Origin of the sequence: Enterobacter cloacae complex sp. SHL012, from assembly GCF_049237505.1 — a bacterium.
Classification (GTDB): Bacteria; Pseudomonadota; Gammaproteobacteria; order Enterobacterales; family Enterobacteriaceae; genus Enterobacter; species Enterobacter kobei.
Genome location: NZ_JBMKIZ010000006.1, coordinates 179,504 through 196,743, shown reverse-complemented (window position 1 = coordinate 196,743; position 17,240 = coordinate 179,504). Strand labels below are relative to the sequence as shown.

Sequence of the window (17,240 nt, the reverse complement as noted above, 5' to 3'; positions counted from 1 at the left end):
TGGAGTGAATCATGGACAACCTCAATCTTAACAAACACATTTCCGGCCAGTTCAACGCAGAGCTGGAGAGTATTCGCACGCAGGTGATGACCATGGGTGGCATGGTTGAACAGCAGCTTTCCGATGCGATTACGGCGATGCACAACCAGGACAGCGAGCTGGCGAAGCGCGTCATTGAAGGCGACAAGAACGTCAACATGATGGAAGTCGCCATCGACGAAGCGTGCGTGCGCATTATCGCGAAACGTCAGCCGACGGCGAGCGATCTGCGTCTGGTGATGGCCATCATCAAAACCATCGCCGAGCTGGAGCGTATTGGTGACGTGGCCGACAAAATCTGCCGCACCGCGCTGGAGAAATTCTCTCAGCAGCACCAGCCGCTGCTGGTGAGCCTGGAGTCACTGGGTCGGCACACCGTGCAGATGCTGCACGACGTGCTGGATGCTTTTGCGCGTATGGATCTGGACGAAGCGGTGCGTATCTACCGGGAAGACAAGAAGGTCGACCAGGAGTATGAAGGCATCGTGCGTCAGCTGATGACCTACATGATGGAAGACTCCCGTACCATCCCAAGCGTGCTGACCGCTCTGTTCTGCGCGCGCTCCATCGAGCGTATCGGCGACCGCTGCCAGAACATTTGCGAATACATTTTCTACTTCGTGAAGGGTCAGGACTTCCGTCACGTCGGCGGCGACGAGCTGGACAAGCTGCTGGCGGGTAAAGACCCGAAAGAGTGATTTTTGTGGCGGGTGGCGCTAGCGCTTACCCGCCTTACGCACTAACTGGTTTTCTCCCTCTCCCTTTGGGAGAGGGGAAACACTACCGAGTAATATCCCACCCGCGCGCTTTCCACAGCTCCGGCAACTGCGCCAGATCGGTAAAGGTCGTCACGTTTGGATGAACGATCGGCTTGTTGTGCGGATCGGCACAGAAGTAAAACACCTCCATCCCTGCATCAATGCCGGACTGCGCACCCGCAGACGAGTCATCCACCAGAATGCAGTTCTCGACGTTGACGTTCATCGCTTTCGCCGCATGGAACATCAGCGCCGGATCGGGCTTCCAGCGCTGGATATCGTAGCCGCTGAACAGTTTTTCCGGGAAATGGTGCAACATTTCAAGCTTGCCGAGCGAGTGCTGCATTTTGCTGACCGGACCGTTAGAGACCACGCAGATCGGCACCGTCATCGCATCCAGCAGCGCGTTTGCGCCTGATATGACTTCCAGCTCTGAGTCGAACAGGCGTGCAACCTCGGCGCGATACACCGGCTCCAGATCCGCTTTTGCCAGAAAGACACCGTGTTCTTTGTTAATGATGTCGATAATCTCGTAGAGCTTAACGCCCTTAAAGCGCTTAAACACCTCTTCGAGCTCCAGCGTAATGCCAAATTCCTGGAACATGGTGACATACGCGCGGGAACAAATGACCTCACTGTCGACCAGCGTACCGTCGCAGTCAAAAAATACCGCTTCAATTCCGGACATGCCTTTCCCTTTTAACAAGTTTAACGTTTTCGTACGGCAGTTCGCCGGGACGCAATCGTTGCCGTATAAGCAAAATCAATGAAAAAAGTATCACGTAACTGCCACTATTGTCGCATTTTGGTATAGGATAGCGACGAATTTTCCCTCCTTGTTCGGAAATTGATGATGAGTCAACAACACACTACCCAGACATCTGGTCAGGGTCTGCTTGAGCGCGTGTTTAAACTGCGCGAGCACGGTACAACGGCACGCACCGAAGTGATCGCCGGTTTCACCACCTTCCTGACGATGGTCTACATCGTTTTTGTGAACCCTCAAATTCTGGGCGTTGCTGGCATGGATACCAGCGCCGTCTTTGTGACTACCTGTCTGATTGCGGCGCTTGGCAGCATCCTGATGGGCGTGTTCGCTAACCTGCCGGTTGCGCTGGCTCCCGCTATGGGTCTGAACGCCTTCTTCGCGTTCGTGGTGGTTCAGGCTATGGGGCTGCCGTGGCAGGTAGGCATGGGCGCGATTTTCTGGGGCGCTATTGGTCTGCTGCTGCTGACCATTTTCCGCGTACGTTACTGGATGATCGCGAACATTCCGGTGAGCCTGCGCGTGGGTATTACCAGCGGTATTGGTCTGTTCATCGGTATGATGGGGCTGAAAAACGCCGGTGTGATCGTTGCGAACCCGGAAACGCTGGTGAGCATTGGTCATCTGACCTCGCATAACGTGCTGCTGGGCGTGCTGGGCTTCTTCATCATTGCGATCCTGGCCTCCCGCAATATTCATGCGGCGGTGCTGGTGTCCATCGTGGTCACGACCTTACTGGGCTGGATGCTGGGTGACGTTCACTATAACGGTATCGTCTCTGCGCCACCGAGCGTTTCAACCGTGATTGGTCACGTTGACCTGGCGGGTTCCCTGAACCTGGGCCTGGCGGGTGTGATTTTCTCCTTCATGCTGGTCAACCTGTTTGACTCATCCGGTACGCTGATTGGCGTGACGGATAAAGCAGGTCTGGCGGATGAGAAAGGGAAATTCCCACGCATGAAGCAGGCGCTGTTTGTGGATAGCATCTCTTCCGTCGCGGGCTCTTTCATCGGCACCTCGTCTGTTACCGCTTACATTGAATCCTCTTCCGGCGTGTCCGTGGGCGGTCGTACCGGCCTGACGGCAGTGGTGGTGGGTATTCTGTTCCTGCTGGTGATCTTCCTCTCTCCGCTGGCGGGTATGGTTCCTCCGTATGCGGCAGCTGGCGCGCTGATTTACGTGGGGGTGCTGATGACCTCCAGCCTGTCACGCGTGAAGTGGGATGATTTAACCGAAGCGGTGCCGGCGTTTATTACCGCCGTGATGATGCCATTCAGCTTCTCGATCACCGAAGGTATCGCGCTGGGCTTTATCTCGTACTGCGTGATGAAGATCGGTACCGGCCGCTTCCGCGATCTCAGCCCGTGCGTGATTGTTGTTGCGCTGCTGTTTGTGCTGAAGATTGTGTTTATCGATGCGCACTAAGGTGCGGTTTGTGGTGTCAGGTGGCGCTTCGCTTACCTGACCTACTGAAGAGTGTAGGCCCGGTAAGCGCTAGCGCCACCGGGCTTTTTTATCAGGCTTTGACTCGCTTAATATAATCCCCAAACGCCGTCAGCTGACCAGACAGATGGTCACGCGTGCTCTGGTCCACCACGTCACCCGTCTGCGGGTCGACCTTGTTCTGAATCACGCCACCCATAAACTCCGGCTTGTTCATCACCATCGCATCCAGGAATACCAGGATCTGGCGCAGGTGGTACTGGCAGCGTGCGCCACCAATGGCACCCATAGAACTGGTCTGGATGAGTACCGGTTTACCCGCCAGCGGCTGCTCAGGTAAACGGGACAGCCAGTCGATGGCATTCTTCAGGCCACCCGGAACCGAGTAGTTATACTCCGGGGTGACAATGACCACGCCGTCGGCCTGGCGGATCTGATCTGCCAGCGCCTCAACGCTCTGCGGGAACCCTTCTTCCTGCTGGACATCTGCATCATACAGCGGGATGTCACCAATAGACGGCAGGGCGCTAATCTCCATACCTGCCGGTGCCAGCTGTGGCAGCGTGCGGGCAACTATCCCGTTAAATGAACCTTTGCGCAGGCTTCCCAGTAACGTAACAACTTTCAACGTATCAGACATGATTACTCCTGTTTCATCATGATGACCCTGAATGGATCAGCTAAGGATGTATGCTTTTTCTGCCGGTAAGCTGGTTAATCGCATCAGACGTGCGGCGGGTTCGTTGGCTCGCTCGGGCACATCCGGAAGAGTACGCCATCCCTCTTTACTGTCAAATGCCCAAACCTTTAGCCGTTCGATGGCGGGGCTGACGGCAACGGACCATATCAACACATCTTCTGCATCGCTGAGCGCTTCTACAAGCGTTGCCTGAGCGGCACGCAGGCGTCCGGAGCCTGGCAACAGCTGCAACTGACGGGCATCATCTGAGGCACAACCGCAGAGCTTGCGGATGCTCTGGCGCAGGGTGATGAGCTGAGCTCTGGCCTCGACGGGATCGGTTTGGTTGCGCACCCAGAGTTTTTCATTACTTGAGAGCGGGTAGTCATCGTGCGGGCTTGCACCGTGGAATCCTCGCGTTGCACGCTGAAGCTCCATATCCAGCCCGCAATCCCCCTCGGTGGTTAGCGCTACACCAATGATATTCCCCGTGTAGGCAATAGAAAAACGGGGGAGATCCGGGTCGGCAAAGACCGGGCGGCCTTCGGGTTGGGTGATGATCTCAGGCAGTTCGCTGGTGCCATACAGCATGAACATCAGTTCTGCGAGCAGCGCTCTGGACGCTAAAAAACGCGTTCTGCGGTGTTCGGGGAGTTTGAGCGCCTCACTGTGACAGGCGGAAGAGATTCTGGCCGATACGAGACGTCCTTCTGTGAGTATCCCTCTTGCAAAGTGCGTTGCCATTTTTCGCTCCTTGATAATGGTCGTATTCGGTTAAACGGTTACATGATTATCGCTCAACTTGCCTCCTGTTTTAATCAGTAAATGGGTGTAAGAGAAGCCTTAGGACCGAACTTTACATTTTCTTAGGCAAAAATCGGACTGTTGGCACCGTATAAGGCCTTGATGGTCTCCCGTAGCCAGAGGATTTTCGGATTATGGCTGTTCCGTTTATGCCAGATCAGCGTGAAGGGAACGGTCAGCTTTTCAGCCTGCGCTTCGTCAATGGGAATGGGAAGCGCGATCAGCTTCCGCTGGTGGAGGTGATTATAGTGATGGCAGTAGTGCGGAGCGGTGGCGATATAGTTATGACCGGGCTGGGCCGCCATAAACATCGCCTGTTCGAAGCCCGGCAGGCTCATGGCGATGGTGCGCTCACGTCCCATCTCCTTGAGAACTTCATCAAGCGCCCAGGTGTCGCTGCGTTCCCAGAAGATGCTGATATGGGGGTAGCGCAGGAAGGTCTCCAGATCCCACTCTTCCTGAAGTGCCGGATGGTCCTCGCGCAGATAGACGCACGGACGGTCGCTAAAGAGGATTTCGTAGTCGATAAACCACGGCATCAGCTTCAGCAGTTCCCGCGAGCGCGGGTGCGTTTCGCGACCGGTGAAGCCCACATCCACTTCCCCGCGCGTAATGGCGTCCAGCGAATCGTAATCCCAGTGACGCATCTTCACCGTTGCCTGCGGATAGCGCTGGTTCACCTGTTCCAGCAGGTCATTAAAGCGGATCAGCATCAACGGCGTTTCTGCAGCCAGCATGAACGTTAGCCCGCCCGGCGAATCATGATGGAATTTGTCGAGGATCTGGTTGCCGATTTGCATCCAGTCCGCCAGGTCCTGCTCAAGGCTGACCGTTAGCGGCGTGGGCAATAGCCCTAACGGCGTTTTGACAAACAGCGGGTCGTCGAACCAGTCGCGCAGCTTGCCCAGTGATTTACTTACCGCTGACGGCGTGACGTTCATCCGCTTTGCGGCTTTGGTGACGCTGCGCTCCTGCAGCAAAAGCTGCAGACAAAGCAAAAGGTTAAGATCGAGATTGCTGATGGGCTTCTTCATAGTTTGCCGCAGGCTGGATAACCAAAAGTAAATTGATGCAGACCATGCTACAGCCAATCAGAATCCCGATCAGCATATTGAGCGCGTTAAGTCCGATGACCGCCGCCAGCCAAATCCACAGCGATGAACCGCAGACCTGCGCGATCCCCAGCACCGAGCTTGCCACGCCTGCCCGCAGCGAGAATGGGCCGAGCGCCTGACTCATCGCGACGCCAAAACCAACCGAGAATCCGGCGCAAATGAGGGTAATGCCCACCAGCATCACCGCGTGTGAGCTTGCCGTCGCCAGGATCAGACCCGCAGCGAGGAACAGCACCTGCGAGGTCAGCATCAGCATGCGCTGGCTGAAAATATTGAGTGCAAAAGGAGTGGAGAAGGAGACGGCCATACTGACCATGGCGGTTAAGGCCATCACCGTTGAATATTCTCCGCGATCGAAGCCCATGGTCTCCATCAGCAATACAGGTGAAACGTTTACATAGGTCAGGATCACCGCCACGCTGAGCGTAGTGACGGCCAGGCGACTGAGGAAAAAGCGGTTGATGAGTTTCTCGGCCGGGTGAATGCTTGCGGTATGACCGCTATTCTGCGAACCCGGGTGGGTCTCTTTCAGCACGGCAATCGACAGGACAAACACCAGCGCACCCATGGCTGCCATGGTCCAGAACAGGCTTTGCCACGGGAGTTTCAGCATGATCAGATAGCCCACGACGGGAGCCAGCACCGGGATGATGCAGGTTATGCCGTTCAGGATGGAGAGCACCTTCGCGCGACGCTGGGCGCTTAAGGTATCGCGCAGGATCGCAAAGGCCACCACATAGCAGCCACCCGCTCCAATGCCCTGAATAAAACGTCCTGTCAGGAACAGGGTGCTTTCCTGGGCGACGGAACACAGTATCGATGCCAGGGCGAACACAATCGCACCGGTAATCGCGACAGGCTGACGACCGGCCTTATCCGCAATTTTTCCGGCAAACACCATCGACGACGCCATCCCCGCGAGGTAGGCCGAAAACGCAATATGCAGCTGCGCTTCGCTGGCACCCAGATCGCGGGCGATGTGCGGTAATCCCACCAGATACATATCAATGCCAGACGGATAAAGCAGAACGAGCGCAAAACTACAAAACAGAAAACGAGCCATAAACCCCCCATGGATGCAGGCAAGCAGAATAGGGGGAGAAGAGGGATTAGGCGAGTTGCCATTTGGACAATGGTGATTTCCTGGGAGGAAATCACCATTGATTAGCGGGTGTCATTTGCCAATACAGAAGCTCGAGAAAATCCTTCCCAGCAGATCGTCCGAGGTAAACTCCCCGGTGATCTCACTCAGATTCTGCTGCGCCAGACGCAGCTCTTCCGCCAGCAGTTCACCCGCCCAGGCGCCGATCAGCTGTGCTTTGCCCTGGTCGAGATGACGGGCCGCCTCTTCCAGCGCCTGCAGGTGACGACGGCGCGCAAGGAAGCCGCCCTCCATGCTGGTGTCAAAGCCCATGCTCTGCTTGAGATGGTTACGCAGGTCGTCCACGCCCTCACCGGTGCGCGCCGACAGGCGAATGAGCGAGTGACCATTCACATCGCTGATACCCAGCGTTTCACCGGTCACGTCTGCTTTGTTGCGCACTACGGTGATCGGCAGCTTAGCCGGCAGGCGGGCGATAAAATCTGGCCAGATCTCAGCCGGGTCAACGGCGTCGGTCGTGGTGCCGTCCACCATAAACAGCACGCGGTCAGCCTGCTCGATCTCCTGCCAGGCGCGTTCAATACCGATACGCTCAACTTCATCGCTGGCATCGCGCAGACCGGCGGTATCGATAATGTGCAGCGGCATCCCGTCGATGTGGATATGCTCGCGCAGCACGTCGCGGGTGGTACCGGCAATGTCGGTCACAATGGCCGCTTCACGGCCCGCCAGGGCATTCAGCAGGCTCGATTTCCCGGCGTTCGGGCGCCCGGCAATGACCACCTTCATCCCTTCGCGCAGCAGGCTGCCCTGACGCGCCTCGGCGCGCACCGCGTCGAGGTCGCTCATCACCTGGTTGAGCTGGGCTTCGATTTTTCCGTCAGAGAGGAAGTCGATCTCCTCGTCAGGGAAGTCGATAGCTGCTTCCACGTAGATCCGAAGGTGAGTAAGTGCTTCCACCAGGTGATTCACGCGGGCAGAGAATGCCCCCTGCAGCGAGTTCAGGGCGGAGCGAGCCGCCTGTTCAGAACTGGCGTCGATCAGGTCGGCAATCGCCTCGGCCTGGGCCAGGTCAAGCTTATCGTTCAGAAAAGCACGCTCGGAGAACTCACCCGGCTTCGCAATTCGCAGGCCCGGCAGGGTCAGAATACGTTTTAACAGCAGGTCGAGGATCACCGGGCCGCCGTGGCCCTGCAGCTCCAGCACGTCTTCGCCGGTAAAGGAGTTCGGGCCGGGGAACCACAGCGCAATGCCCTGGTCCAGCGGCGTACCGTCGCTGTCTTTAAACGGCAGGTAATCCGCGTAGCGCGGTTTTGGCAGTTTACCCAGCACCGCTTCGGCCACCTCGCGCGCCTTCAGGCCGGAGATGCGCAGAATACCTACACCACCGCGTCCCGGTGGGGTTGCCTGGGCGACGATAGTGTCGTTATGGCTCATGGTTGCTCTCGTTCAATACAAATAAAAAAGGCGGTCAATCGACCGCCCTTATTTTAGCGTTAACTTATCGGATCAGGACTTTTTCTTTTCGCGGCTATGCAGGCCACGTTTTTCCAGACCACGGTAAATCAGCTGCTGCTGTATGATGGTCACCAGGTTGCTGACGATATAGTACAGCACCAGACCTGACGGGAACCACAGGAAGAACACGGTGAAGATGACCGGCATAAAGGTCATGATCTTCTGCTGCATCGGGTCGGTCACGGTGGTCGGCGACATCTTCTGGATGAAGAACATCGTCACGCCCATCAGGATCGGCAGGATGTAGTACGGGTCCTGTGCGGACAGGTCATGGATCCACAGGGCGAACGGCGCATGGCGCAGCTCAACGGAACCCATCAGCATGTAGTACAGCGCAAGGAAGATTGGCATCTGAATCAGCAGCGGGAAGCAACCACCCAGCGGGTTCACTTTCTCTGCTTTATACAGGGCCATCATTTCCTGGCTCTGACGCTGTTTGTCATCGCCCAGACGCTCACGCATTGCCTGAATCTTCGGCTGCAGCATACGCATCTTCGCCATGGAGGTGTACTGCGCTTTGGTCAGCGGGTACATGATGCCACGAACGATAAAGGTGATAACGATGATGGAGAAGCCCCAGTTACCCAGGAAGCTGTGGATGAACTTCAGCAGCTTAAACAGCGGCTGAGAGATGAACCACAACCAACCGTAATCGACGGTCAGATCCAGGTGCGGCGCAACAGCAGCCATTTTGTCCTGGATTTCCGGGCCGACCCACAGGGTGCTTGCCAGCTTACCGGTTTGACCCGGCTGAACCAGAACTGGCTGAGATTTGTAGCCGATGGCTGCAATACCGTTGCCCAGGTTCGCGGTGTAGAAGTTATTGGTACCGTCGTTGTTTGGCACCCATGCAGTCGCGAAATACTGCTGCAGCATTGCCACCCAACCGCCTTTAGCACTGACGTTCAGGTTTTCGTTATCGGCAATGGTGTCGAACTTGTATTTCTCATACTTCGCGTCAGGCGTGGAGTATGCCGCGCCACGGAAGGTGTGCAGCGCGAAGTTGCTGCTTCCGGTGTCACGGTGAGACGGCAGATTGATGGACTGCTTCAGCTGACCGAAGGTAGACAGTTCCAGCGGTTTCGCACCGGTGTTCTGTACGCTGTAGCCCACGTTTACCGCATATTCACCGCGTTTCAAGGTGAAGGTTTTGGTGAACGTGTTGCCTGCCGCGTCGGTATAGGTCATCGGGATAACGAGTTCGTTCTGGCCATCAGCCAGCGCAAAGGTGTCGCTCTCGACGTTATACAGTGGACGCGCACCGTTAGCCGGGTTATCCGGGCCATCACGACCGGTCAGGCCGCTCTGCGCCTGGTAGATAAACTCTGGCGTGGTTTCCAGTAACTGGAACGGTTCGGTAGACTTCAGCTCTTTCGGGTAGGTCAACAGCAGCGCCTGCTCAACATCACCACCACGGGTGTTGATAGTCAGCTCAAGCACATCGGTCTTAACCGTAATCTGTTTCCCCTGGCCACTGGCCGGTACGCCCTGGTCGGCGGCGCTACCCGCTGCGGTGGTCGTAGTCTGCGTGGTCTGCTGCTGGGGTTGAGGATTTTTATCCTGCTCCCATGCCTGCCAGATCATGAAAGACACGAACAACAAAGCGATGATAAGAAGATTGCGTTGCGAATCCATCGTTAGTGTTCTCTGGTATCAAAAGGTCCTGGGGGGACGGGGTCGTCTCCACCGGGGTGTAAAGGGTGGCATTTTAATACGCGTTTCACCGTCAACCAACTGCCTTTTATCACTCCAAACCTGCGCAATGCCTCAATTCCGTAGCTTGAGCATGTTGGTGTGAAACGGCAGTGCGGCCCGAGTAGCGGACTAATCAGGCGTTGATAGACCCGAATGAGGGCTATCAGGACCCGTGAGCCAGGCGACAGTGGCGGCGCCATAATTTTTCCAACGCTTCCGAGAGAGCACGGTTATCGAGGTCGGCAACCCCCTTTTTAGCCACCACCACGAAATCCATAGAAGGCAGTTCGTGCTGACGTAAACGGAAGCTTTCACGCGTCAGACGTTTAATCCGATTGCGTTCATGCGCGCGCTTAACGTTTTTCTTGGCGACTGTGAGACCGATGCGGGGATGCCCCAGCGAATTTTGGCGGCCGAGGATGGTGATTTGCGGCGTGCCAGCCCGTTGTGGCTGCTGGAAGACGAAAGTGAAATGAGTGGGAGTTAACAAACGTAACTCCCTGGGAAATGCGAGCTTAACCACTCAGGGGTTAGCTTTATTACTTGGAAACGGTCAGACGAGCGCGGCCTTTAGCACGACGACGTGCCAGAACCTGACGACCATTTTTAGTAGCCATACGAGCACGGAAGCCGTGAGAACGGTTGCGCTTCAGTACAGACGGTTGAAAAGTGCGTTTCATGGCGATTTCTACCTAAACTTGAATAAATTCACTGACTTTTGCGTATACCCGAACGAGTTTCGAACGACTAACGCCTCAGCGTGGGTGATTAAAGAGGCCGGATTGTAATAATTGTACACTCCGGAGTCAATTCTCTTTCCTTATTTCCCGCGTATTTCCGCACGATTTCGCGTGGAAAATGAGCAACGGACGACGCAGGAAGATGAGCATCACGCGCCGGGTCGAGGATTATACGGGCTCGGCAACAAAGCGCAAGGATCGTCCCGGATCTTCGTTAGATCATTTAAGCAATAAATTGTCGTTGCTCATTAAATTTTCCAATATGCGGGCTAAATCGCGAGGCACTCGCGCCAGGATCGTTTACACTTACCCGGTTTCGGATCTTCCTGTGGATAAATCGGGAAGAATCTGTGAGAAACAGAAGATCTCTGGCTCAGTTTAGGCTATGATCCGCGGTCCCGATCGGGATCCCAGGATCCTGGTCAGGATTAAATTGCAGATAGCAATTCGCACGTCACCCTTTGCACAGGGTCATGTCGATGTGCGCCAACAATCATGAATATTCAATAGTTTTCTTTTATTGTTCGAGTGGAGTCCGCCGTGTCACTTTCGCTTTGGCAGCAGTGTCTTGCCCGATTGCAGGATGAGTTACCAGCCACAGAATTCAGTATGTGGATCCGCCCGTTGCAGGCGGAGCTGAGCGATAACACGCTGGCTTTGTATGCGCCAAACCGTTTTGTGCTCGATTGGGTAAGAGACAAGTACCTTAATAACATCAACGGCCTGCTGAACGATTTCTGCGGGTCAGATGTCCCGCAGCTGCGTTTTGAAGTGGGCACCAGGCCCGTCACCCAAACCGTTCGTGAAACCGTGAATGTCGCAGCGCCAGCTCAGGCCGCTCCTGCGCCAGCCCCTCGCGTTGCACCTGCTCGTCAGGGCTGGGATAACGTGCCTGCACCGGCAGAGCCAACCTACCGTTCCAACGTTAACGTGAAGCACACGTTCGATAACTTCGTTGAAGGTAAGTCGAACCAGCTGGCGCGCGCGGCGGCTCGTCAGGTTGCTGATAACCCCGGTGGCGCCTACAACCCACTGTTCCTGTATGGCGGCACGGGTCTGGGTAAAACGCACCTGCTGCATGCGGTGGGTAACGGCATTATGGCCCGCAAGCCGAATGCGAAAGTGGTGTATATGCACTCCGAGCGCTTCGTTCAGGACATGGTAAAAGCCCTGCAAAACAATGCGATCGAAGAGTTTAAACGCTACTACCGTTCCGTTGATGCGCTGCTGATCGATGACATCCAGTTCTTTGCCAATAAAGAACGATCGCAGGAAGAATTTTTCCACACCTTCAACGCCCTGCTGGAAGGTAATCAGCAGATCATTCTGACCTCGGATCGTTATCCTAAAGAGATCAACGGCGTTGAAGATCGTCTGAAATCCCGCTTCGGCTGGGGCCTGACCGTGGCGATCGAGCCGCCGGAGCTGGAAACCCGCGTCGCGATCCTGATGAAAAAAGCCGATGAGAACGACATTCGCCTGCCGGGTGAAGTAGCGTTCTTTATTGCCAAGCGTCTTCGTTCCAATGTGCGTGAGCTGGAAGGAGCACTGAACCGCGTGATTGCCAATGCCAACTTTACCGGTCGTGCGATCACCATCGATTTTGTGCGAGAAGCGCTGCGTGATCTGCTGGCATTGCAGGAAAAACTGGTCACTATCGACAATATTCAAAAGACGGTGGCCGAGTACTACAAGATCAAAGTGGCAGATTTACTGTCTAAACGTCGTTCCCGCTCGGTGGCGCGTCCGCGTCAGATGGCGATGGCGCTGGCAAAGGAGTTAACCAACCACAGTCTGCCGGAAATCGGCGATGCGTTTGGTGGCCGTGACCATACGACCGTGCTGCATGCGTGCCGCAAGATTGAGCAGTTACGCGAAGAAAGCCACGACATAAAAGAAGATTTCTCCAATTTAATCAGAACACTATCATCGTGACGCTATGAAATTTACCGTTGAACGTGAACATTTATTAAAACCGCTGCAACAGGTGAGTGGCCCATTAGGTGGCCGCCCAACGCTGCCTATTCTCGGAAACCTGCTGCTTCAGGTCGCGGACGGTACGCTGTCGCTGACCGGTACAGATCTGGAAATGGAAATGATCGCGCGCGTTACGCTGACGCAGCCGCACGACGCGGGCGCGACCACGGTTCCGGCACGTAAATTCTTTGATATCTGCCGTGGGCTGCCGGAAGGCGCTGAAATTGCCGTGCAGCTGGAAGGCGACCGTATGCTGGTGCGCTCTGGCCGCAGCCGTTTTTCGCTCTCCACGCTGCCTGCTGCAGACTTCCCGAACCTGGACGACTGGCAGAGTGAAGTTGAATTCACCCTACCGCAGGCGACGATGAAGCGTTTGATTGAAGCCACGCAGTTCTCCATGGCGCATCAGGACGTTCGTTACTACTTAAACGGCATGCTGTTCGAAACCGAAGGCGAAGAGCTGCGTACCGTAGCGACCGACGGCCACCGTCTGGCGGTCTGTTCTATGCCGATTGGCGACTCGCTGCCAAACCATTCGGTGATCGTGCCGCGTAAAGGGGTGATTGAGCTGATGCGTATGCTCGACGGTGGCGACACGCCGCTGCGCGTGCAGATCGGCAGCAACAACATCCGCGCGCATGTGGGCGATTTTGTCTTCACTTCGAAGCTGGTTGACGGCCGTTTCCCGGATTATCGCCGCGTATTGCCGAAGAACCCGGACAAGACGCTGGAAGCGGGCTGCGATAGCCTCAAGCAGGCGTTTGCCCGTGCCGCCATTCTCTCTAACGAGAAATTCCGCGGCGTGCGTCTGTACGTGAGTGAAAACCAGATCAAAATCACCGCCAATAACCCGGAGCAGGAAGAGGCAGAAGAGATTCTGGACGTCACCTACGCCGGAACCGAGATGGAAATCGGCTTCAACGTCAGCTATGTGCTGGACGTGTTGAACGCGCTGAAATGCGAGAACGTGCGCATTCTGCTGACCGACTCCGTATCGAGCGTACAGATTGAAGATGCTGCCAGCCAAAGCGCGGCTTATGTTGTCATGCCAATGAGACTGTAATGTCGCTCACCCGTCTGTTGATCCGCGACTTTCGCAACATCGAAAGCGCGGATCTCGCTCTCTCCCCTGGCTTTAACTTCCTGGTTGGCGCAAACGGCAGTGGCAAAACCAGCGTGCTGGAAGCCATCTATACGCTCGGCCATGGTCGGGCGTTTCGCAGTTTGCAGATTGGCCGCGTCATTCGCCACGAGCAGGAATCTTTTGTTCTGCATGGGCGTTTGCAGGGGGCGGAGCGAGAAACCGCCATTGGCCTGACCAAAGACAAGCAGGGCGACAGCAAGGTACGCATCGACGGCACCGACGGCCACAAGGTGGCGGAGCTGGCGCTGCTCATGCCGATGCAGCTGATTACGCCCGAGGGGTTTACTTTACTCAACGGCGGCCCCAAATACAGAAGAGCATTCCTCGACTGGGGATGCTTTCACAACGAAGCCGGTTTCTTTAACGCCTGGAGCAACCTGAAGCGCCTGCTCAAGCAGCGTAACGCCGCGTTGCGCCAGGTCACCCGTTACGCCCAGCTGCGCCCGTGGGATTTGGAGCTTATCCCTCTCGCGGAACAGATCAGCCGCTGGCGTGCCGAATACAGCGCAGGTATCGCCGAAGACATGGCCGACACCTGCAAACAGTTTTTACCCGAGTTCTCTCTCACCTTCTCCTTCCAGCGCGGCTGGGAGAAAGAGACGGATTATGCTGAGGTGTTAGAGAGAAACTTCGAGCGCGACCGCATGCTGACCTACACCGCGCACGGCCCGCACAAGGCGGATTTCCGCATTCGTGCCGACGGTGCGCCGGTGGAAGACACATTGTCGCGCGGGCAACTCAAGCTCCTGATGTGCGCACTGCGCCTGGCGCAGGGAGAGTTCCTCACTCGCGAGAGCGGGCGACGCTGCCTGTACCTGATAGATGATTTTGCCTCGGAACTTGACGACGCGCGGCGCGGGCTGCTTGCCAGCCGCTTAAAAGCCACGCAGTCGCAGGTTTTCGTCAGCGCGATTAGCGCTGAACACGTTATGGACATGTCGGACGAAAATTCGAAGATGTTTACCGTGGAAAAGGGTAAAATAACGGATTAACCCAAGTTGAAATGAGCGAGAAACGTTGATGTCGAATTCTTATGACTCCTCCAGTATCAAAGTCCTGAAAGGGCTGGATGCGGTGCGTAAGCGCCCGGGTATGTATATCGGCGACACGGATGACGGCACCGGTCTGCACCACATGGTATTCGAGGTGGTAGATAACGCTATCGACGAAGCGCTCGCGGGTCACTGTAAAGACATCGTGGTCACCATCCATGCGGACAACTCCGTCTCCGTCACTGATGATGGCCGTGGCATCCCAACCGGTATTCACCCGGAAGAGGGGGTCTCTGCTGCGGAAGTGATCATGACCGTTCTGCACGCAGGCGGTAAGTTTGACGATAACTCCTATAAAGTTTCCGGCGGCCTGCACGGCGTAGGCGTCTCCGTGGTTAACGCCCTGTCGCAGAAGCTGGAGCTGGTTATCCAGCGTGAAGGCAAAATTCACCGTCAGCTTTATACGCACGGCGTGCCGCAGGCACCGCTGGCCGTCACTGGCGACACCGACAAAACCGGTACCATGGTGCGTTTCTGGCCGAGCCTCGAAACCTTCACCAACGTCACCGAATTCGAGTATGACATCCTGGCGAAACGCCTGCGTGAACTGTCGTTCCTGAACTCCGGTGTGTCGATTCGTCTGCGCGACAAGCGTGACAACAAAGAAGACCACTTCCACTACGAAGGCGGGATCAAGGCGTTCGTTGAGTATCTGAACAAGAATAAAACGCCAATTCACCCGAATATCTTCTACTTCTCCACAGAAAAAGACGGTATCGGCGTTGAAGTGGCGCTGCAGTGGAACGATGGTTTCCAGGAAAACATCTACTGCTTCACCAACAACATTCCACAGCGTGACGGCGGTACGCACCTGGCGGGCTTCCGCGCGGCGATGACCCGTACCCTGAACGCCTACATGGACAAAGAAGGCTATAGCAAAAAAGCGAAAGTCAGCGCCACCGGCGACGATGCCCGTGAAGGTTTGATTGCCGTTGTCTCCGTGAAGGTGCCGGATCCGAAGTTCTCATCACAGACCAAAGATAAGCTGGTCTCTTCTGAGGTGAAATCGGCGGTTGAACAGCAGATGAACGAACTGCTGAGCGAATACCTGCTGGAAAACCCGTCTGACGCGAAAATCGTTGTCGGCAAAATTATTGACGCGGCACGTGCTCGTGAAGCGGCGCGTAAAGCCCGTGAAATGACCCGTCGTAAAGGCGCTCTGGACTTAGCGGGTCTGCCAGGCAAGCTGGCTGACTGCCAGGAACGTGACCCGGCGCTCTCTGAACTGTACCTTGTGGAAGGGGACTCCGCGGGCGGTTCTGCGAAGCAGGGCCGTAACCGTAAGAACCAGGCAATCCTGCCGTTGAAGGGTAAAATCCTCAACGTTGAGAAGGCGCGCTTCGACAAAATGCTCTCTTCTCAGGAAGTAGCGACGCTTATCACCGCGCTGGGCTGCGGTATTGGGCGTGACGAGTACAACCCGGACAAACTGCGTTATCACAGCATCATCATCATGACCGATGCGGACGTCGACGGCTCGCACATCCGTACGCTGCTGTTGACCTTCTTCTATCGTCAGATGCCGGAAATCGTTGAACGTGGCCACGTCTACATTGCACAGCCACCGCTGTACAAAGTGAAGAAAGGCAAGCAGGAACAGTACATTAAAGATGACGATGCGATGGATCAGTACCAAATCGCGATCGCGCTTGACGGTGCAACCCTGCACGCGAACTCTCATGCCCCTGCACTGGCCGGCGAGCCGCTGGAGCGTCTGGTTTCTGAGTTCAACGCCACTCAGAAAATGATTGGTCGTATGGAGCGTCGTTATCCGAAAGCGCTGCTGAAGGAGCTGATCTATCAGCCAACCCTGACTGAAGCCGAACTGAGCGACGAACAGGCAGTTACCCGCTGGGTGAACACCCTGGTGAGCGAGCTGAACGAGAAAGAGCAGCACGGTAGCCAGTGGAAATTTGACGTTCAGCAGAACGCGGCCCAGCAGTTCGAGCCGATTGTTCGCGTGCGCACCCACGGCGTCGACACCGACTACCCGCTCGAGCATGAATTCGTGACCGGTCCGGAATATCGTCGTATCTGCACTCTCGGCGAGAAGCTGCGCGGTCTGATCGAAGACGATGCGTTTATCGAACGTGGTGAACGCCGTCAGCCGGTAGCCAGCTTCGAGCAGGCGCTGGACTGGCTGGTGAAAGAGTCCCGTCGCGGTCTTTCTATCCAGCGTTATAAAGGTCTGGGTGAAATGAACCCGGATCAGCTGTGGGAAACCACCATGGATCCAGAAAGCCGTCGTATGCTGCGCGTCACCGTGAAAGATGCGATTGCAGCCGACCAGCTGTTCACGACGTTGATGGGCGATGCGGTTGAACCACGCCGTGCCTTCATCGAAGAGAACGCGCTGAAAGCGGCGAATATCGATATTTAACCCGTTTGTCCCCGGTGGCGCGTTGCTT

16 protein-coding genes and 1 pseudogene are annotated in these 17,240 nt (G+C 55.9%); 6 read left to right on the top strand and 11 right to left on the bottom strand.

What is annotated here, in order from left to right:
* Positions 1-11: 11 nt before the first annotated feature.
* The gene (phoU, locus tag ACOTY9_RS18845; RefSeq protein ID WP_008500182.1) at positions 12-737 is read left to right on the top strand and encodes a phosphate signaling complex protein PhoU; all 726 of its coding nucleotides are present in this window, start codon (positions 12-14) and stop codon (positions 735-737) included.
* An 82-nt stretch (positions 738-819) separates the two neighbouring features.
* On the opposite strand, the gene yieH is transcribed toward phoU, so the two are convergent.
* The gene (gene yieH / locus ACOTY9_RS18840; RefSeq protein ID WP_032635224.1) at positions 820-1,485 is read right to left on the bottom strand and encodes a 6-phosphogluconate phosphatase; all 666 of its coding nucleotides are present in this window, start codon (positions 1,483-1,485) and stop codon (positions 820-822) included.
* A 165-nt stretch (positions 1,486-1,650) separates the two neighbouring features.
* Between yieH and adeP the strand changes: the two genes are divergently transcribed.
* Positions 1,651-2,988, top strand: coding sequence for an adenine permease AdeP (gene adeP / locus ACOTY9_RS18835; RefSeq protein WP_137675653.1), 1,338 nt, complete (start codon positions 1,651-1,653; stop codon positions 2,986-2,988).
* A gap of 91 nt (positions 2,989-3,079) precedes the next feature.
* Here the strand turns inward: adeP and ACOTY9_RS18830 are convergent, their stop codons facing one another.
* The 10 genes and pseudogenes from ACOTY9_RS18830 to ACOTY9_RS18785 all read right to left on the bottom strand — a co-directional run.
* Complete coding sequence (locus ACOTY9_RS18830; RefSeq protein WP_180254146.1) at positions 3,080-3,646, bottom strand: NADPH-dependent FMN reductase; 567 nt, start codon at positions 3,644-3,646, stop codon at positions 3,080-3,082.
* Between the two features lie 36 nt (positions 3,647-3,682).
* Entirely contained in the window at positions 3,683-4,429 is a 747-nt protein-coding gene (locus ACOTY9_RS18825) for a 4'-phosphopantetheinyl transferase family protein (RefSeq protein ID WP_014881897.1), read from the bottom strand.
* Between the two features lie 122 nt (positions 4,430-4,551).
* Positions 4,552-5,523 carry an HTH-type transcriptional regulator YidZ gene (yidZ, locus tag ACOTY9_RS18820; RefSeq protein ID WP_032635227.1) on the bottom strand — a complete coding sequence of 324 codons (972 nt, stop codon included), beginning with the start codon at positions 5,521-5,523 and terminating at the stop codon, positions 4,552-4,554.
* Positions 5,492-6,667 carry an MFS transporter gene (locus tag ACOTY9_RS18815; RefSeq protein WP_348566033.1) on the bottom strand — a complete coding sequence of 392 codons (1,176 nt, stop codon included), beginning with the start codon at positions 6,665-6,667 and terminating at the stop codon, positions 5,492-5,494. Before ACOTY9_RS18815 ends, yidZ begins: the two co-directional genes overlap by 32 nt.
* 111 nt (positions 6,668-6,778) lie before the next feature.
* Positions 6,779-8,143 (bottom strand): tRNA uridine-5-carboxymethylaminomethyl(34) synthesis GTPase MnmE, encoded by a 1,365-nt coding sequence (gene mnmE / locus ACOTY9_RS18810; RefSeq protein WP_014881900.1) that lies wholly within the window; start codon positions 8,141-8,143, stop codon positions 6,779-6,781.
* A gap of 72 nt (positions 8,144-8,215) precedes the next feature.
* Positions 8,216-9,859 carry a membrane protein insertase YidC gene (gene yidC, locus ACOTY9_RS18805; protein ID WP_014881901.1) on the bottom strand — a complete coding sequence of 548 codons (1,644 nt, stop codon included), beginning with the start codon at positions 9,857-9,859 and terminating at the stop codon, positions 8,216-8,218.
* A 2-nt stretch (positions 9,860-9,861) separates the two neighbouring features.
* Positions 9,862-10,119, bottom strand: a complete 258-nt coding sequence (gene yidD / locus ACOTY9_RS18800) for a membrane protein insertion efficiency factor YidD (protein ID WP_001307474.1) — start codon at positions 10,117-10,119, stop codon at positions 9,862-9,864.
* On the bottom strand, positions 10,083-10,442 hold the full coding sequence (gene rnpA / locus ACOTY9_RS18795) for a ribonuclease P protein component (RefSeq protein ID WP_014072458.1): 360 nt from the start codon (positions 10,440-10,442) through the stop codon (positions 10,083-10,085). The genes yidD and rnpA overlap by 37 nt, the downstream gene beginning before the upstream one ends.
* 16 nt (positions 10,443-10,458) lie before the next feature.
* Positions 10,459-10,599: a 50S ribosomal protein L34 gene (rpmH, locus tag ACOTY9_RS18790; RefSeq protein ID WP_000831330.1), complete on the bottom strand. Its 141-nt coding sequence runs from the start codon at positions 10,597-10,599 to the stop codon at positions 10,459-10,461.
* Between the two features lie 228 nt (positions 10,600-10,827).
* A pseudogene (locus ACOTY9_RS18785) lies at positions 10,828-10,878 on the bottom strand (hypothetical protein); the annotation flags it as partial.
* A gap of 321 nt (positions 10,879-11,199) precedes the next feature.
* On the opposite strand from ACOTY9_RS18785, the gene dnaA reads away from it, so the two are divergent.
* From dnaA to gyrB, 4 genes are read left to right on the top strand one after another with little or no spacing between them, the layout of a single operon-like run.
* On the top strand, positions 11,200-12,594 hold the full coding sequence (dnaA, locus tag ACOTY9_RS18780; protein WP_014881902.1) for a chromosomal replication initiator protein DnaA: 1,395 nt from the start codon (positions 11,200-11,202) through the stop codon (positions 12,592-12,594).
* A 4-nt stretch (positions 12,595-12,598) separates the two neighbouring features.
* The gene (dnaN, locus tag ACOTY9_RS18775; protein WP_010426557.1) at positions 12,599-13,699 is read left to right on the top strand and encodes a DNA polymerase III subunit beta; all 1,101 of its coding nucleotides are present in this window, start codon (positions 12,599-12,601) and stop codon (positions 13,697-13,699) included.
* Complete coding sequence (recF, locus tag ACOTY9_RS18770; protein WP_014881903.1) at positions 13,699-14,772, top strand: DNA replication/repair protein RecF; 1,074 nt, start codon at positions 13,699-13,701, stop codon at positions 14,770-14,772. The genes dnaN and recF overlap by 1 nt, the downstream gene beginning before the upstream one ends.
* Before the next feature lie 28 nt (positions 14,773-14,800).
* The gene (gene gyrB / locus ACOTY9_RS18765; protein WP_014881904.1) at positions 14,801-17,212 is read left to right on the top strand and encodes a DNA topoisomerase (ATP-hydrolyzing) subunit B; all 2,412 of its coding nucleotides are present in this window, start codon (positions 14,801-14,803) and stop codon (positions 17,210-17,212) included.
* The last annotated feature ends 28 nt before the right edge of the window (positions 17,213-17,240 follow it).

Excerpts from the sequence above, each read along its gene's own strand:
- rpmH (WP_000831330.1), bottom strand. The coding sequence starts at position 10,599 with ATGAAACGCACTTTTCAACCGTCTGTACTGAAGCGCAACCGTTCTCAC.
- phoU (WP_008500182.1), top strand. The coding sequence starts at position 12 with ATGGACAACCTCAATCTTAACAAACACATTTCCGGCCAGTTCAACGCA.
- gyrB (WP_014881904.1), top strand. The coding sequence starts at position 14,801 with ATGTCGAATTCTTATGACTCCTCCAGTATCAAAGTCCTGAAAGGGCTG.
- dnaN (WP_010426557.1), top strand. The coding sequence starts at position 12,599 with ATGAAATTTACCGTTGAACGTGAACATTTATTAAAACCGCTGCAACAG.
- yieH (WP_032635224.1), bottom strand. The coding sequence starts at position 1,485 with ATGTCCGGAATTGAAGCGGTATTTTTTGACTGCGACGGTACGCTGGTC.
- yidZ (WP_032635227.1), bottom strand. The coding sequence starts at position 5,523 with ATGAAGAAGCCCATCAGCAATCTCGATCTTAACCTTTTGCTTTGTCTG.
- ACOTY9_RS18830 (WP_180254146.1), bottom strand. The coding sequence starts at position 3,646 with ATGTCTGATACGTTGAAAGTTGTTACGTTACTGGGAAGCCTGCGCAAA.
- yidD (WP_001307474.1), bottom strand. The coding sequence starts at position 10,119 with ATGGCGCCGCCACTGTCGCCTGGCTCACGGGTCCTGATAGCCCTCATT.
- yidC (WP_014881901.1), bottom strand. The coding sequence starts at position 9,859 with ATGGATTCGCAACGCAATCTTCTTATCATCGCTTTGTTGTTCGTGTCT.
- ACOTY9_RS18815 (WP_348566033.1), bottom strand. The coding sequence starts at position 6,667 with ATGGCTCGTTTTCTGTTTTGTAGTTTTGCGCTCGTTCTGCTTTATCCG.
- mnmE (WP_014881900.1), bottom strand. The coding sequence starts at position 8,143 with ATGAGCCATAACGACACTATCGTCGCCCAGGCAACCCCACCGGGACGC.
- ACOTY9_RS18825 (WP_014881897.1), bottom strand. The coding sequence starts at position 4,429 with ATGGCAACGCACTTTGCAAGAGGGATACTCACAGAAGGACGTCTCGTA.
- recF (WP_014881903.1), top strand. The coding sequence starts at position 13,699 with ATGTCGCTCACCCGTCTGTTGATCCGCGACTTTCGCAACATCGAAAGC.
- adeP (WP_137675653.1), top strand. The coding sequence starts at position 1,651 with ATGAGTCAACAACACACTACCCAGACATCTGGTCAGGGTCTGCTTGAG.